The 13,959-nt window shown below is 52.8% G+C and carries 12 protein-coding genes; 5 read left to right on the forward strand and 7 right to left on the reverse strand.

Annotated features, from left to right (window positions below; translation table 11 throughout):
- Window positions 1-140: 140 nt before the first annotated feature.
- From thiW to QZQ08_RS02525, 5 genes are all read left to right on the forward strand, one after another.
- Entirely contained in the window at window positions 141-632 is a 492-nt protein-coding gene (gene thiW, locus QZQ08_RS02505; RefSeq protein ID WP_296327354.1) for an energy coupling factor transporter S component ThiW, read from the forward strand.
- 153 nt (window positions 633-785) lie between these two features.
- The gene (locus QZQ08_RS02510) at window positions 786-1,925 is read left to right on the forward strand and encodes an exonuclease SbcCD subunit D (protein ID WP_296327357.1); all 1,140 of its coding nucleotides are present in this window, start codon (window positions 786-788) and stop codon (window positions 1,923-1,925) included.
- Window positions 1,925-4,198, forward strand: coding sequence for an SMC family ATPase (locus QZQ08_RS02515; RefSeq protein WP_296327360.1), 2,274 nt, complete (start codon window positions 1,925-1,927; stop codon window positions 4,196-4,198). The genes QZQ08_RS02510 and QZQ08_RS02515 overlap by 1 nt, the downstream gene beginning before the upstream one ends.
- 132 nt (window positions 4,199-4,330) lie before the next feature.
- Window positions 4,331-5,203, forward strand: a complete 873-nt coding sequence (hchA, locus tag QZQ08_RS02520; RefSeq protein ID WP_296327363.1) for a glyoxalase III HchA — start codon at window positions 4,331-4,333, stop codon at window positions 5,201-5,203.
- Window positions 5,204-5,207: 4 nt separating this feature from the next.
- A complete protein-coding gene (locus tag QZQ08_RS02525) occupies window positions 5,208-5,594 on the forward strand; it encodes a MarR family transcriptional regulator (RefSeq protein ID WP_296327366.1) in 387 nt (128 codons plus the stop codon).
- 71 nt (window positions 5,595-5,665) lie between these two features.
- Here QZQ08_RS02525 and QZQ08_RS02530 read toward each other — a convergent pair whose 3' ends face one another.
- From QZQ08_RS02530 to QZQ08_RS02560, 7 genes are all read right to left on the reverse strand, one after another.
- The gene (locus QZQ08_RS02530) at window positions 5,666-6,814 is read right to left on the reverse strand and encodes a cell wall metabolism sensor histidine kinase WalK (protein WP_296327369.1); all 1,149 of its coding nucleotides are present in this window, start codon (window positions 6,812-6,814) and stop codon (window positions 5,666-5,668) included.
- Window positions 6,804-7,508: a response regulator transcription factor gene (locus QZQ08_RS02535; protein WP_296327372.1), complete on the reverse strand. Its 705-nt coding sequence runs from the start codon at window positions 7,506-7,508 to the stop codon at window positions 6,804-6,806. Before QZQ08_RS02535 ends, QZQ08_RS02530 begins: the two co-directional genes overlap by 11 nt.
- Window positions 7,509-7,610: 102 nt before the next feature.
- Window positions 7,611-7,811: a hypothetical protein gene (locus QZQ08_RS02540; protein ID WP_296327374.1), complete on the reverse strand. Its 201-nt coding sequence runs from the start codon at window positions 7,809-7,811 to the stop codon at window positions 7,611-7,613.
- A 150-nt stretch (window positions 7,812-7,961) separates the two neighbouring features.
- Window positions 7,962-10,589 carry a calcium-translocating P-type ATPase, PMCA-type gene (locus QZQ08_RS02545; RefSeq protein WP_296327376.1) on the reverse strand — a complete coding sequence of 876 codons (2,628 nt, stop codon included), beginning with the start codon at window positions 10,587-10,589 and terminating at the stop codon, window positions 7,962-7,964.
- A gap of 144 nt (window positions 10,590-10,733) precedes the next feature.
- The gene (mgtE, locus tag QZQ08_RS02550) at window positions 10,734-12,143 is read right to left on the reverse strand and encodes a magnesium transporter (protein ID WP_296327378.1); all 1,410 of its coding nucleotides are present in this window, start codon (window positions 12,141-12,143) and stop codon (window positions 10,734-10,736) included.
- Window positions 12,144-12,228: 85 nt separating this feature from the next.
- On the reverse strand, window positions 12,229-12,558 hold the full coding sequence (locus tag QZQ08_RS02555; protein WP_296327379.1) for a hypothetical protein: 330 nt from the start codon (window positions 12,556-12,558) through the stop codon (window positions 12,229-12,231).
- An 18-nt stretch (window positions 12,559-12,576) separates the two neighbouring features.
- Complete coding sequence (locus QZQ08_RS02560; protein ID WP_296327381.1) at window positions 12,577-13,803, reverse strand: class I SAM-dependent rRNA methyltransferase; 1,227 nt, start codon at window positions 13,801-13,803, stop codon at window positions 12,577-12,579.
- Window positions 13,804-13,959 lie beyond the last annotated feature (156 nt).

A 13,959-nucleotide genomic window follows, 5' to 3' on the forward strand; every position in this document is an offset into this window, starting at 1 on the left:
AATTAAGCTGCAACACAATCTTATATGGGTCTCCCGAGAAAATGTTGACACATACAAGCGGGGCAAGCCCCTTTTTTTGCATTCCAAAGTAAGCTATACTAAGGAAAGCAATTCCATTCCATGAAAAAGAGGTCATGACCATGAAATCCTTTCGTCTTACCTTATCCGCGTTTTTTGTGGCCTTAGGGACCCTGACGGCAGGTCTATTCTACATCCCGGTCGGCATCAGCAAATGCTTTCCCATGCAGAGTCTCATCAACTGCCTGGCCGGTGTCCTGATCGGGCCCAACGGAGCCGCTATTGCAGCCTTTCTCATTGCCCTTTTGCGCAATCTGTTGGGGACCGGCTCCCTTCTGGCTTTTCCGGGAAGCATTGTCGGGGCATACCTTTCTGGCTGGTTCTTTATCCGCACAAAAAAAGAGAGTGCTTCCCTTCTAGGTGAAATCGTCGGCACAGGTCTTATTGCCGCGCTCATCGCCTCGTTCATGAGTACCTACCTCTTGGGAAAGACCGTGCCCTTTTACTTTTTTATCATTCCCTTTGGCATGAGCGCCTTAGGCGGCGCCCTGCTCGCAGGACTCATCATGAAGTCGCCCCTGATGGCAGTCGTGAAAAAAAGATTGGAAAAGTGAGCGGGTCTGTGCAGCAAAGACTCCGCCGCCCTGAGCTTTCCTTTAGCGCTGAAATCATAGAACCATAAAAGACAAAGAGAGGGCTTCGAAGAGATGATCGGCTCATTTTTTCACAGCCCTTTTCTTTTTTCATGTACAGAAAGGATGGGTATCATGCGTTTTCTCCACACATCGGACTGGCATCTGGGCCGCATCTTTCACGGCCTTCATCTTCTTGAAGATCAGGTGGCGGTCCTTGGCGAGCTTATGACCATCATTAGGGAAGAAAAGATTGATGCCCTCTTCATTGCAGGCGACATCTACGACCGCTCCGTTCCGCCTACGGAAGCCGTGCGCGCCCTTGATGAAATCCTCGGCCAGCTCATCCTGGGAGAAAAGATTCCGACCGTCATCATTGCAGGAAATCACGACAACCCTGACCGGCTCAATTTTGGCAGGGCCCTTTTTGCGTCGGAAAACCTCTTTATTACGGGGCCTGCAAGTGCCGAAACAAAACCGGTCATTCTTTCCGACAAAACTGGTCCCATCTACGCAGCCCCGCTTCCCTACTGCGAACCCCTTACGGCAACGGAACTTTCGGGAGATAAAAAGGCCACCCACGAAGCCGCCCTTTCCTGGCAGATTGCAGGAATCCTTTCGAGAATCCCGCAGAAGGCACGCAAGATTGCCTTGTCCCATGCCTTTGTCACAGGGGCGCAGGTCACCCCTGATTCTGAGCGACCCCTTGCCGCCGGCGGCTCCAGTTCGGTTGCCCTTTCCTTATATGACAGCTTCCACTATACGGCCCTGGGTCATCTCCACGCCCAGCAGCGCCTATCGGACCGGGCCTTTTACTGCGGCTCCCTCATGAAATATTCCTTTTCTGAGGTAAGCCAGAAAAAAGGGGTCATCATCGTCGACATGGACGCAGCGGGAAACGTCACGACAACCCCCCTTGCACTCACGCCGCCCCATGAACTGTCCATTCTCAAGGGGCGCTTTGAGGACCTTTTGACCCATCCCCGTCTGGAGGAAAGGGGAAATTACCTGAAGATCGTACTCACGGACAGGACACCCGTCCTTGACCCCAAAAGCCGCCTTGAAACAGTCTATCCCCATATCCTGCAGCTAGGGTATGAAGGCCTTTCCGAAAAAAAGAAGGACGATCCTGCCGAGGCGCGCAAGGGCCTTACGGAAGAAGAACTGTTTGAGCACTTTTTTGAAGCCATCCAGAAGCGGTCCATGGATGACAGGGAGCAGCGCCTCCTTGCAGCAGTCCTTGACGAAACACGGCGCGAAGGGAGGCATGCCTGATGAAACCAAGACAACTCGTAATGCAGGCCTTTGGCCCCTATGCGGACAAGGAAACCATTGATTTTTCAGTCCTTAGGGATCAACAGCTCTTTCTCATCACCGGTCCGACGGGGAGCGGCAAGACGACCATCCTTGATGCCATGACCTTTGCCCTCTATGGAACCGCCAGCGGCGACCTGCGGGAAAACCGCTCCTTACGCAGCGACTATGCGTCCCCCAAAGTGAGAACCGAAGTGCAGCTCGTCTTTACGAACCAGGACCGCACCTATGAGGTGACAAGGTCGCCGGAGCAGGAACTGGTAAAGCAGCGCGGCGAAGGAACGCGGAGCGTCCCTGCCGGAGCCAGTCTCGTTGAAATCGATGAAAAGGGAGAGCGCACGCTCCTTGCGTCAAGCTACGGTGCCGTCACAAAGGAAGTGGAGGCGATCTTAGGCTTCAAGGCGGCCCAGTTCCGCCAGCTCATGGTTCTTCCCCAAGGTGAATTCCGCCGTTTCCTCATGGCCGATTCCAAAGAACGCCGCATCATCCTAGAGACCCTCTTCAAGACCCAGGCCTACCGGAAACTGGAAGAAGCCCTCGATACCCGGGCAAAGGCCCTCAAAAAAGACTACGATGAAGCAGCCGCCAAAAAGGCCCACCTGCTGGAACAGGCCCAGACCGCGTCCTTGGAAGAACTGGTCCAGGTGCTCAGCCAAAATAAGCATCTATTGAAGGAAAAGGAAAAAGAAGCCGCCGAAATGAGTGCCGTCCTAAAAAAAGCGACGGCGGCCCTTGAAGGAGCGAAAAAGCAACAGGACCTCTTTGCGTCCTACGAAACGGTCTGTGCTCGCCGAAAGGCCCTTGAGGAAAAAGAAGGGGCCATCGAAAGTCTGAAAAAGAAACTGAAGCTGCTTGATGAGGCGCAAAAACTCCACGCTCCTTATGACAGGGCCTGGCAAAGCCTCAATCGGGCGCGTCAAGCGGAAGCCCTCGAAAAAGAAGCGGAAAAGGACTATGCGCGCGCCTTGGAAGAGGTCACGGCCCGCTCTCAAAAAGCAACCAGCACCAATACGGCCCTGCTCCAAGAAGAAGTGGCCCGGGCGCGGGAAGAACTGGCCCGCATGACGGCAGTTTCAGGCGAAATGGTCCGCCTTGCCGGAAGTCTTGAAAAGGGAAAACCCTGCCCCGTCTGCGGCTCCCTCACCCATCCCCATCCTGCTACCCAGACCCAGGAAGATAAGGCTCGTCTGCAAAAAGAGCAGCACGATCTGGAAGAAAAAATTACGGCCCTAAAAAAAGAACAGGATGCCCTTGAAAAGGCGCAAGGTGCGCTGAAAAAAGCAGCAGGCAGCCTGGAAACGGCAAAGCGGTCTGCAAAGGAAGCCGCTCACGCCCTCGACTATGACAAAGAGGCCTTCAAAAAGGCCCTTGAAGCCTCTCCTTTCCCTGACCAGCCCGCCTTCCTTGCCGCCCATCATGACCTTTCCCAAAAAGAGGCTCTCCAAGAAGAAGTGAATCGTTTCGAAGCGCAAAAAGCCAGCACGGAGGGGGAACTGAAGATTCTCCAGAAAGAAATCGCCGGCAAGGAAAAACCCCTGCTGGCGCCGTTTGAAGAAAAGGAAAAAGCAGCCCGAAGCTGCTATGAAGCCGTTGCTGCACAGCAAGGTGCACTTAGCGAGCGCATTGCCCGTGAGGAAAAGGAACTGGACACCCTGAAAAGCCTTGAAGAAAAAATCGCAAAGCTTCAGGACGACTATGGTCCCATCGGTCTTCTTGCGGCCACGGCGAAGGGACAGAACAGCGAAAACCTGTCCTTTTCGGCCTACGTCCTCCAGGCCATCCTCGACGATGTCCTCAAGGCGGCCAATCTGCGTCTTTCGGCCATCAGTGAAGGCCGTTATACCCTCTACCGCCGGGAAGGCATCCATGATGCCCGCAAGGAACAGGGCCTTGACCTTGAGATTCTTGACGCGTATACAGGACAGGCCCGGTCCGTCCATACCCTTTCCGGCGGCGAAAGTTTCTTTACCTCCCTGTCCCTTGCCCTTGGCCTTTCAGATGTCCTTGAGTCCTACGCCGGCGGGCTTCACCTAGATACCATCCTTGTCGACGAAGGCTTTGGTTCCCTTGATCCGGAAACCCTCGACAAAGCCATGAACACGTTGATGGACCTCCAAAAAGGGGGCCGCCTTGTCGGCATCATTTCCCACGTGGCAGAGCTCAAGGAACGGATTCCCGCCCAGCTCATCGTCAGAGGCGGGGTCATGGGGTCCCATGCTTCGTTTCGAGTCTAGCCCGTTTTAGGGGGTGAGGAAGGATTTCCTCTCCCCCGACTTTTTTCTTGACAAAAGGACATTGATTCGATATTATTTGTTTGCGTGTGCAAGCAATTTAAAAAACATTCATTCGTGAAGGAGGATTTTCCTATGACCACTGAATTAAGCAAGCGGCCCGTTCCTGACCGGGCCGAACGCAATGCCTTTTTCCCCTCCCCATACTCCCTGAGCGTCTATACAAGCAAGGTCACCGATTTCAAAGGCTTCGGCGACGTCACCCCCTATGAAGGCCCTGCCAAAAAGATCCTTGTTGTCGCAAGCGATGAACGTTATGTCCTTACGAAAAAAGACAATTTCTTTTCCACAGGGAACCATCCCGTTGAGACCCTGCTTCCCCTGATGCATCTTGCCCATGCGGGTTTTGAAATCGAGGTAGCTACGCTTTCCGGAAATCCCGTCAAATTGGAGCAATGGGCCATGCCGACAGAAGACAAGGCTGTCATGGCCTACTATGACAGCATCCTGCCAAAGTTCAAGGAACCTAAACGCCTGTCTGACATCATTGGCGAAGTAACAAAACCTGGGAGCTGCTATGTTGGAGCCTTCTTTCCAGGCGGCCACGCAGCCCTTGTAGGCCTTCCCTTCAGCCTCGATGTCAAGCGCGTCCTCGTGTGGGCCATGAAGGAAAACAAGGTCCTTATCTCCCTTTGTCATGGACCGGCGGCCTTCCTGGCTGCAGCCATTGATGAAAAACCGGAAGATTTTCTTTTCAAAGGTTTTGATATGGAAGTCTTCCCCGATACCCTTGACGAAGGGGCCAACCAGGACATTGGCTACATGCCGGGGCGCCTCCGCTGGCTTCTTGCCGCAAGCCTCGAAAAGCTTGGGGTCCATCTCCTCAATTCTGACATTACAGGGGCCGTCCATGTGGACCGCAACGTGATTACCGGCGACAGTCCCCTTGCCGCCAATAAGCTCGGTCTTGTGGCAGCAAAAGAGCTGGTCATCCGCATGAAGGCGTAGGCCTATGGCGAGCTTAACAGATTGGCTGTATTTCCGCTGCCGCCATGAGAAAATCAAGAAGGCCCTCGAAAAAGCCCTTTTTGAGTGCGAGCACAGTGTAAGCCTCAACGAATTCTACACCCTCTACTTTTTAAGCCAGAGTGAGGATAAGGCCCTTTCCATCCAGGACCTTGCCCAGAAAGTCGGCCTCAGTCCCAGCGCCACAAGCCGCATGCTCCAGCAGTTCGAGCACTCCTGCGGCGTCATTATGCGCACAACCTGCAGGACGGATAGGCGGTCCACCTTTATCCATCTGACGCCCCTTGGGACGGAGCGCCTTGCCATTTTCCTAAAGGCCATCAATCCTGTTCTTGAGCGCTACGATGCGGACCTTACGGCCCTTCGAAAATAACTATCGTTAAACGGCCCTGCTGGGAGATGATTCCCAACAGGGTCGTTTTATGGTACTATGTGGGATTTGCGTTAGGGGGCTTGCTTTACTGGTGTTACAGGGAGGGTAAAGAAGAAGCTTGTCCCTTCCCCCACCTTGCTTTCAGCCCAAAGCTTTCCGCCATGGCTTTGGACCAACTGACGGGCCAGGGCAAGCCCGATGCCGCTGCCGCCGCTTTGGCGGTTCCGCGAGGTTTCTCCGCGGTAGAAATATTGAAAAAGGTGGGACATTTTATCGGGCGGAACGCCGTCCCCCGTATCCCGGATTTCCGTAAGCAGATAGGCAGTTTTCCCCTCCATCTCAGTGGCTGCGGAAATTGTTAGGGAGCGCCCTTGCGGGACGTAGCGCACAGCGTTATTCAAGAGGTTATAGATGACCTGGTTCATACGGTCCCGGTCAAACAAAAGGTCCGGAAGGGATTCTTCAAGAGAAAGGGTCACGGACAGCTTTTTTTCCTCAAAAAGGGGTGCCATCATCGCGACTGCTTTTTTGAGGAGCACCGCCAGGTTTCCTTTTTCCTTATGGAGCTCCAGCTGCCCCACTTCGGCAAGGGAAAGATCTCGCAGGTTCTGGATCAGGCGTCCCATGCGCAGGGCTTCGTCCTCCATGGAAAGAAGGCGCTTCTTGTCAAAGGAAAGTACATCGTCAATCATGCCTTCAAGATTGCTGCTGATGATGGCAAGCGGCGTCCGCAGTTCATGCGCCATATTCGCAAAAAGTTGGCGTCTTCCTTTTTCCGCTTCATCCAGGGCGCTGGCCATCTCATTGAAGGTCTCTGTAAGCAGCCCGACTTCGTCATCAAAATGAACGGGAACGTGCTGGTCATAGCGGCCCCTCTTGATGGCCCGAGCCGCCTGCGTAAGGTCCTTGAGGGGGCGCAGGGTTTCCCGCACCATCAGAAAACAAATCAAGGCACTTAATAGGGCCATGCCAAGGCCCAGCCAAAAAAGGCTGTTATGGACGGAGGACAGATAGACGGTTTCAGCCGGTCCGTGCATCATGCCGTGCATGCCGCGCATCCCCCGCCCCTGCCCCATCATATGGGATGAATTATAAAGGTATTGGGAAAAATGGGCATCCATCTGGAACTTCGTAAGAAGCGTCATGGCGCCAATGGTCATAAGGAGCAGGACAAGGACCATGACGGTCAAACGAAACGCAAGGCTGTTTTTATGCTTCATGACGCGCCCCCAGGAATTTATAGCCAACTCCGTAGACGGTTACAATATAGATTGGTTGGGACGGATCCGGTTCAAGCTTCTTTCTGAGGTTCCGGATGTGGGTATCGATGGTCCGTTCCGCGCCTTCGTAATAGACGCCGCCCATGGCCTTTTCCAAGAGCTGCATGCGGCTAAAGACCCTATCCGGTGCAGAGGCCAGGATGTCAAGCAGGCTGAATTCGGTCGGCGTAAGAGAAATCCACGCCTTTTTCCGGCGTACTTCAAAGCGTTCCTTATCAATGAACAGGTCCCGGATTTCGTAGGAAGCAGACTGGTTCAGGACTTGTCCTCGGCGGCGCCGGAGGAAGCTTTTTACGCGGGCAATCAGCTCCCGCACATGAAAAGGCTTCACCACGTAATCATCAGCTCCCAAATGGAGGCCGACGAGCCGGTCGGCTTCATCGTCCTTGGCAGAAAGGAAAATGATGGGAATATCCGTAAACTGCCGTGCCCTGCGGCAGACTTCAAAGCCATCGATGCCGGGCATCATGATGTCAAGGACCATGATATCAGGATGATCTTCCTTGAGGCGCTTGAGGGCTTCCGCCCCATCACGGGCCAGATAGACCGTAAATTGTTCGTCCTTGAAATAGGATAGAAGAACGCTGAGAAGTTTTTCATCATCGTCAGCAATGAGTATGGAACTTGCAGGCATCGTGCCACCTCCTTCAGTGCCTGTAATGATAGCATAGGACGGGGAAAAAGAAAATGGCCCTTTCCTCACAAGCCTGGAGGAAAGGGTCCATTCCCAAAGGAATCAGTTGTTGTTTTGGTTCTGGTACTGCCAACCCGGGCAGCCGCCATAGTTTCCATTGCCGCCGCGATAACCGCCCCAACAATAGGGAGCGCGTTCATTCTGCGCCGTGTTGGTTGCTGGCGCTGGACTTTCTGCAGCAAGGACACTATAGGTCGGAATGGCAAAGAGGGCCAGAAGAGCCAGGATCATGATTTTTTTCATCGCTTCCATCTCCTTTCTGCTTCTCCTATAATGTAGCAGATGTCCCTGCTAAAGGGGTGGAGAAAATGTGAAGATAATATCAAGATGGCCTAACTGGAAACAAGGGACCATGAAAAAACGATATCCTCGTTTTTCCATGGTCCTTTGGCCTTAATGATTTTTGGCAATGATCTTAAAGAGCGTCCCCACAACGATGATGGACAGCGAAAGAAGAAGGACGGTCCCCCACTCGCCTAAGGTAAGCGGAACGACCCGCAGCACACGGCCGCCCACATAGGTCATGATGACCTGGATGAGGATGATCATGACGTTGATTTCGATGAAGCCCTGGTTCTTTGTGATATGATCGAAAAGATTGACGGAATCAACCCGCACATTGAACGCATTCATAACGGCAAGGAACACATAGGTGCAGAAAAATCCCGTATAAAGAGGCAGTGCTTCAGTCTGGGGCCGGAAAAGATCCGTCAAGGGGCCCCACAAAAAGAGCAGCAGACTGAGGAGGGTCGTATAGGCCCCGCCCAGGATGATCTTGGTCAGCATGGTCGAGCTGACAATGGGCGCGCTCCGCTCCTTGGGCGCTTCCTCAAGATACCGATCAAGAGCTGGCTCGCCGCCAAAAGCAAGGGCCGCCAAGGTATCCATGATGAGGTTGATCCAAAGGATCTGGATGATGGTCAGCGGCTTTTCGATTCCTAGGAAGGGCGCCAGCAGGTTGATGGCAACAGCCGAGAAGTTGATGCTCAGCTGGAAGACAATGAAGCGGCAGATGGAGTTGTAGATGGTCCGTCCATAAAGGATGGCCTGCTTAATGGATAAGAAGTTATCGTCAAGGATTACGATGTCGCCGGCTTCTTTGGCAACTTCCGTGCCGCTGCCCATGGCAAAGCCTACATCGGCTTTTTTAAGGGCCGGTGAATCGTTGACGCCGTCGCCGGTCATACCCACGACAAGGCCCATTTCCTGTCCAATACGGACAAGGCGGGATTTATCCATCGGAAGGGCGCGAGCCACGACACGCAGATGGCGAAGGGATTCCCGTACCTGTTGGTCAGAAAGACGGGAAAGTTCGTCACTGGTCCAGACAATGTCGGTGGCTTCCTTGAGGATGCCGGCATCGCGGGCAATGGCCATGGCCGTTTCCCGGCGGTCACCGGTGATCATGACAACCTGGACGCCGGCACGCTGGACTTCCTTGATGGCCTTCACGGCTTCTGGACGGACATCGTCACGGATACCGACGATGCCGACGAGGATCAGTCCGTTTTGAGGGACCTTTTCACCGGCAATCACTCCTTCACGGATGAAAAGGCCCAACATGCGGATGGAATCCTTGGCATAGCCAACCATGGTTTCATCTAGGGATTTTTTCATGTCCCCAGTAAGGACGGCTTTCTTTCCTTCCGCGTCAAGATACTGGTCAGCAGCAGGAAGAAGTTTTTCCGGAGCCCCTTTGACAAGGCACAGATCATAGGCACCCGTCACATGGGCCCAGGAATATTTATTGGTGCTGTTAAAAGGCACAAAATGGGTCCGTGTCACGCCAAGATCCGTCTTATAGCCTTCCATATAGGCGCTCAGGGCTGTTTCCGTCATGTTGCCGCCAATGATCTTGCCCTCATCGTTGACAGCAGCTGACGTATTGATGACACAGTTGGCATAAGTGGCCTTGCGGAGCGTTTCCGGAAGGGATTTGAATTCCGTGTAGACCGTACCATCGCCGGCAAGAAACGTGACAACGGTCAATTTTCCTTTGGTAATGGTTCCTGTCTTATCGGTAAAAAGCAGGTTCAGACTGCCCGCCGTTTCGATTCCGACAAGTTTGCGGACAAGGACGTTGTCCCGGAGCATCTTGCGCATGTTGAGACTCGAAACAAGGGCAACCATAAGGGGAAGCCCTTCTGGAACGGCCATGACGATGATGATGACGCCGAGGATGACGGCCTGGACCAGGTCTTGGACAAGGGCACCGCCGCTGCTTAAGTATGCGCCAAGGCTCGGAGCCTGCAGCATCTTATGGATCATGACAGCAAGAGCAATGAAGACACCGCCCAGATACCCGATGCGGCTGATGACGGCAGCCAGGATGCGCAGTTTGTGCTTGAGCGGGCTTTCCCGTTCGTTATCCTTGAGTTCCTGCGTCAGTTTTCCATAAACAGACAGGTCCCCAATGCAGTCAGCCCGCATGATGCCTTCGCCTTCAAGGACGACAGAACCGCGGTAGATGGCATAAGTCTGGAGAAAATCGACTTTCTCCGGATCAAGGGCAAGGGCAGGATCCCCCGGCTTTTTGGGTGCTTCTTCACTTTCCCCGTTCAGGACGGACTGATCCACCTTGAGAGCGCCGGCAAGCATGACCCCATCAGCAGGGACCTTATCCCCAGCTTGGAGAATGATGGCATCTCCCTTTACGATATCGGCAATGCTCACTTCCTGGGGCTCCCCATCCCGATAGACTTTGCAGAAAATCCGGGAGGCTTCTTCCTGGAGTTTCTGGAAGGCGTTTTCGTTGGCATATTCCGAATAGGTGCTGACAAGGGTCGCCAGAAGGATGGCGAGAAAGATCCCCACCGTTTCCAGCCAGTCTCCATGTCCCGTATAGACAAAGATGATATTAATGACAAGGGCGGCCGTGAGGATCCGGATCATGGGATCTTTGAGGTTAGCGGCAAACTTTTGCCAGAATGTCTCCTTAGGAGGACGGGACAGCTCATTGCGGCCATATTGGGCACGCGAGGCTTCTGCTTCCTGAGTGGTCAGACCATACTTTTGCGACAAGGCAGCATCGCTCCTTTCTCTATATTATTTGATTATATCATGTTTCAAGGCATAACGGGGATATTCAAAAAAAAGTTTACAAATTCTATACAAAAACAAAAAGACCGATGGAAGAAACGTTCCATCGGCCTTAGCAAAGGATGCCTACCGGATGAGGTAAGGCAGGGAAATCTTGGCAAGTCCCAAGAAGATGAAGAACCCGCACACATCCGTAAAGGTCGTAATGAAAATGCTCGAGGCAACAGCAGGATCGGCATGACAGGCCTTGAGAACCACGGGAATGACAAAACCGACAAAAGCCGCAATCATCATGTTGGCCACCATAGCCACAAGGATGATGATCCCCAAATAGGGATTGCCATACATATAGGAAACGACAAGTGCCGCGAGGACGCCGCAGACCATGCCATTCATAAAACCTACGAAAATGCTTTTCAGGATGCGTTTTTCATTGCCATGGAGCTTGATGTCCCCAATGGCGATGCCGCGGATGACCACAGCCAGTGTCTGGGTGGCCGCGTTCCCGCCCATACCGGCCACAATGGGCATGGAAGCAGCCAGGGCCACGACTTGGGAAATGGTATCCTCAAACATGGAAACCGTAGCGGACGCCAAAAAGGCCGTCACAAGATTGACAAGGAGCCAGGGCAGCCGCATATGGACCGATTCCAGGGCGGAACTGTCTACATCTTCTTCTTTGTTGACACCGCCCAATTTGAGCATGTCTTCCGTGTTTTCTTCTTCAATGACGTCAATGATATCATCGACGGTGATGATGCCGATAATGCCCATCCGTTTATTGACAACAGGAATGGCGTGCAGGTCGTACTTGGAAACAAGGCGGGCAACGTCTTCCTGGTCTGTTTCCGGTTCAACGGAAATCACATTGTCTTCCATGATGTCCTGCAGGGTATCATAGTTTTGGGCGACAAGAAGCTCCCGCAGGGAAACCGTCCCAACAAGCTGCTTCTTTTCGTTAGTAATATAAAGGATATTGATTTCTTCTGTTTTGGGGGCGATTTCCTTGACTTTTTCCAGGGCTTGGCTCACCGTCAGGGTATTGCGCATGGAAATGAATTCCGTCGTCATGATCCCGCCGGCACTCGTTTCCGAATAACCGAGGAGGTTCCTGATGACCGTCTGGTCACCGCTTTTCATGAGCTTAAGCAATTCCTTACGGCGGTTGACAGGCATATTGCCCAGGATATCGACGATATCGTCCTTTGACATGAACTGGAAGACAGCAAGGATGCGGTCCAGATCAAGGAGCTTCATGATCCGTACCTGCAGGTCCTCTTCAGCCTGTTCCACGATCTCAGCCAGCTGCTCGGCCGTGACCAGACTGTTCAGAAAGAGGATATCGCTGTCAGAGACCTCTTCAAGGGCAATGGCAACGTCTATAGGGTGGGCTTCCTCCAATAAGGTTGTTACCGCGTCACGATCCTTACGGTCAAGGGCTGCCGTGAGGTCGTTTTCCACTTGCTCTTCCAAAAGTTCCTGATTGGCTTCATTTTGAGCCGCGACTTCTGAACCCATTTCTTTATCCTTCTCCATCCCTGAAGTGCCTCCCTTTCCTCGATATTCTGCTGGGAAAATGCCTTTCCCTCTGCCGTCCAGTACAGCTTTTATTTAGTGGCTCTCAGCGTTTTCCAAGAACCACGGTATCTGACACGAGCCACCCCACGGCTCCGTCAAAGCGGATGACAAGATTATAGGTCTTGCCCTCTGTTTCATTGCGACTCTGATTGATGGGCACAAAAAGCGTGCCTTTGGGATAGTACCCCATCACAAGCGCGTCCTTATTCGGTTCGGCAAGGAGCACGGCATTATCCTGGGTCGTCATCATGACAATGCGGGACTGATGGTAGCGCTGCTCCGTCGTCAGTGCCGCCGCTTCAAGCCGGGGAAGAAACGTGCTTCCGATAACGGTAAAAAGTGCCGTAAGCGCCATGATCATACGTTGTTTCATCGCGGTTTTCCTTCTTTCCTAGACAACCTGAAATAGGTAAAATTTAAGATAGTCCGTTTCGGGCACATTATACAAAATGGGATGATCCGGTGCCTGCTGACGGGCCTCGATCTGACGCAGGCTCACATGGGCGTCGCGGGCCGCTTCATGGAGCATCTTCACAAAAAGGGCATCATCCATGAAATGGGAACACGAGCAAGTTGCCAGATACCCACCTCGAGGCAGCAGTTTCATGGCCTTGAGGTTGATTTCCTTGTAGCCACGGAAGGCGCTGTGCACGGTGGAACTTGACTTTGTAAAGGCGGGCGGATCAAGGATGATGAAATCATACGGGGCATGGCCCTGCTCCTTGAGTTCGGTCAAAAGCTCAAAGACATTGGCTTCCTGGGTCTTTACGACATCAGTCAATTGATTGCGGAGGATATTTTGCTGGGCCGTCTTGAGGGCCTCAGCGGAAATATCAACAGCCGTTACGGAAGCGGCGCCGCCGCTGGCTGCATTCAAGGCAAAAGCCCCGGTATGGGTAAAGCAGTCAAGGACATGCTTGCCTTTGGCAATCCGCGCTACGGCCTGCCGGTTATATTTTTGGTCAAGGAAAAAACCTGTTTTCTGTCCATTGACCACGTCAACCGTATAGGAAAGGCCATTTTCAAAAATGACGGGCATCAGGTCATTTTCCGTCAGTTCATTTTCCGGGATTTGGGCAATTCCCTTATTTTCGCTCATGCCTTCCAGTTCACGGATCTTGACATCATTGCGTTCATAAACGCCTTTGACGCGCTCGCCCATTTCCCGCAGGACGCGCAGGATAAGGGAAAAAATCAGGTTTTTGTGGCGTTCCATCCCAAGGGACAGGACCTGGGCAACGAGAACGTCGTCAAAGCGGTCCACCGTCAGTCCAGGAAAGCCATCGGCTTCGCCAAAAATCAGGCGGCAGCAGGTAAAATCCGCACCGGGCATGACGGTCTTACGGTACTCCACCGCATAGCGGACGCGGCGCTCAAAAAAGGCCTCGTCAAAGCGGTCATTGGCATTATAGGAAAGGATGCGAACCCTGATCTTGGAATGGTCGTTGTAAAAACCGGTGCCGATGTATTTGCCCTTTTCGCTGACAACATCGACAAGGCTGCCATTTTCCGGTTTCTCCGATTCCTTGAGGACTTCTCCCTCAAAGACCCAAGGATGACCCAGACGGGCCCGATTTTCGCCTTTTTTGGTGATTGTGATCTGAATGAAATTGCGCATGGCTTTTTATCCTTCGTTTTTCTTGAATTACTTCCCTATTGTAACATATGAATCGGAGGGATTAAATAAAAATCTCGTAAAAACATGGCCCATAAAAAAGAAATCGCTTCTTTCTGCCCGCTTTAAAAAGTTCCCAGACCCTGGGGGAAAAAGAAA

The organism is uncultured Acidaminococcus sp., assembly GCA_900538365.1.
Lineage (GTDB): Bacteria > Bacillota > Negativicutes > Acidaminococcales > Acidaminococcaceae > Acidaminococcus.

Coding starts and splice junctions, on each gene's coding strand:
- QZQ08_RS02525 (WP_296327366.1), top strand. CDS start 5,208: ATGGCGAGCTTAACAGATTGGCTGTATTTCCGCTGCCGCCATGAGAAA.
- QZQ08_RS02535 (WP_296327372.1), bottom strand. CDS start 7,508: ATGCCTGCAAGTTCCATACTCATTGCTGACGATGATGAAAAACTTCTC.
- hchA (WP_296327363.1), top strand. CDS start 4,331: ATGACCACTGAATTAAGCAAGCGGCCCGTTCCTGACCGGGCCGAACGC.
- mgtE (WP_296327378.1), bottom strand. CDS start 12,143: ATGGAGAAGGATAAAGAAATGGGTTCAGAAGTCGCGGCTCAAAATGAA.
- QZQ08_RS02560 (WP_296327381.1), bottom strand. CDS start 13,803: ATGCGCAATTTCATTCAGATCACAATCACCAAAAAAGGCGAAAATCGG.
- QZQ08_RS02555 (WP_296327379.1), bottom strand. CDS start 12,558: ATGAAACAACGTATGATCATGGCGCTTACGGCACTTTTTACCGTTATC.
- thiW (WP_296327354.1), top strand. CDS start 141: ATGAAATCCTTTCGTCTTACCTTATCCGCGTTTTTTGTGGCCTTAGGG.
- QZQ08_RS02540 (WP_296327374.1), bottom strand. CDS start 7,811: ATGAAAAAAATCATGATCCTGGCTCTTCTGGCCCTCTTTGCCATTCCG.
- QZQ08_RS02515 (WP_296327360.1), top strand. CDS start 1,925: ATGAAACCAAGACAACTCGTAATGCAGGCCTTTGGCCCCTATGCGGAC.
- QZQ08_RS02510 (WP_296327357.1), top strand. CDS start 786: ATGCGTTTTCTCCACACATCGGACTGGCATCTGGGCCGCATCTTTCAC.
- QZQ08_RS02530 (WP_296327369.1), bottom strand. CDS start 6,814: ATGAAGCATAAAAACAGCCTTGCGTTTCGTTTGACCGTCATGGTCCTT.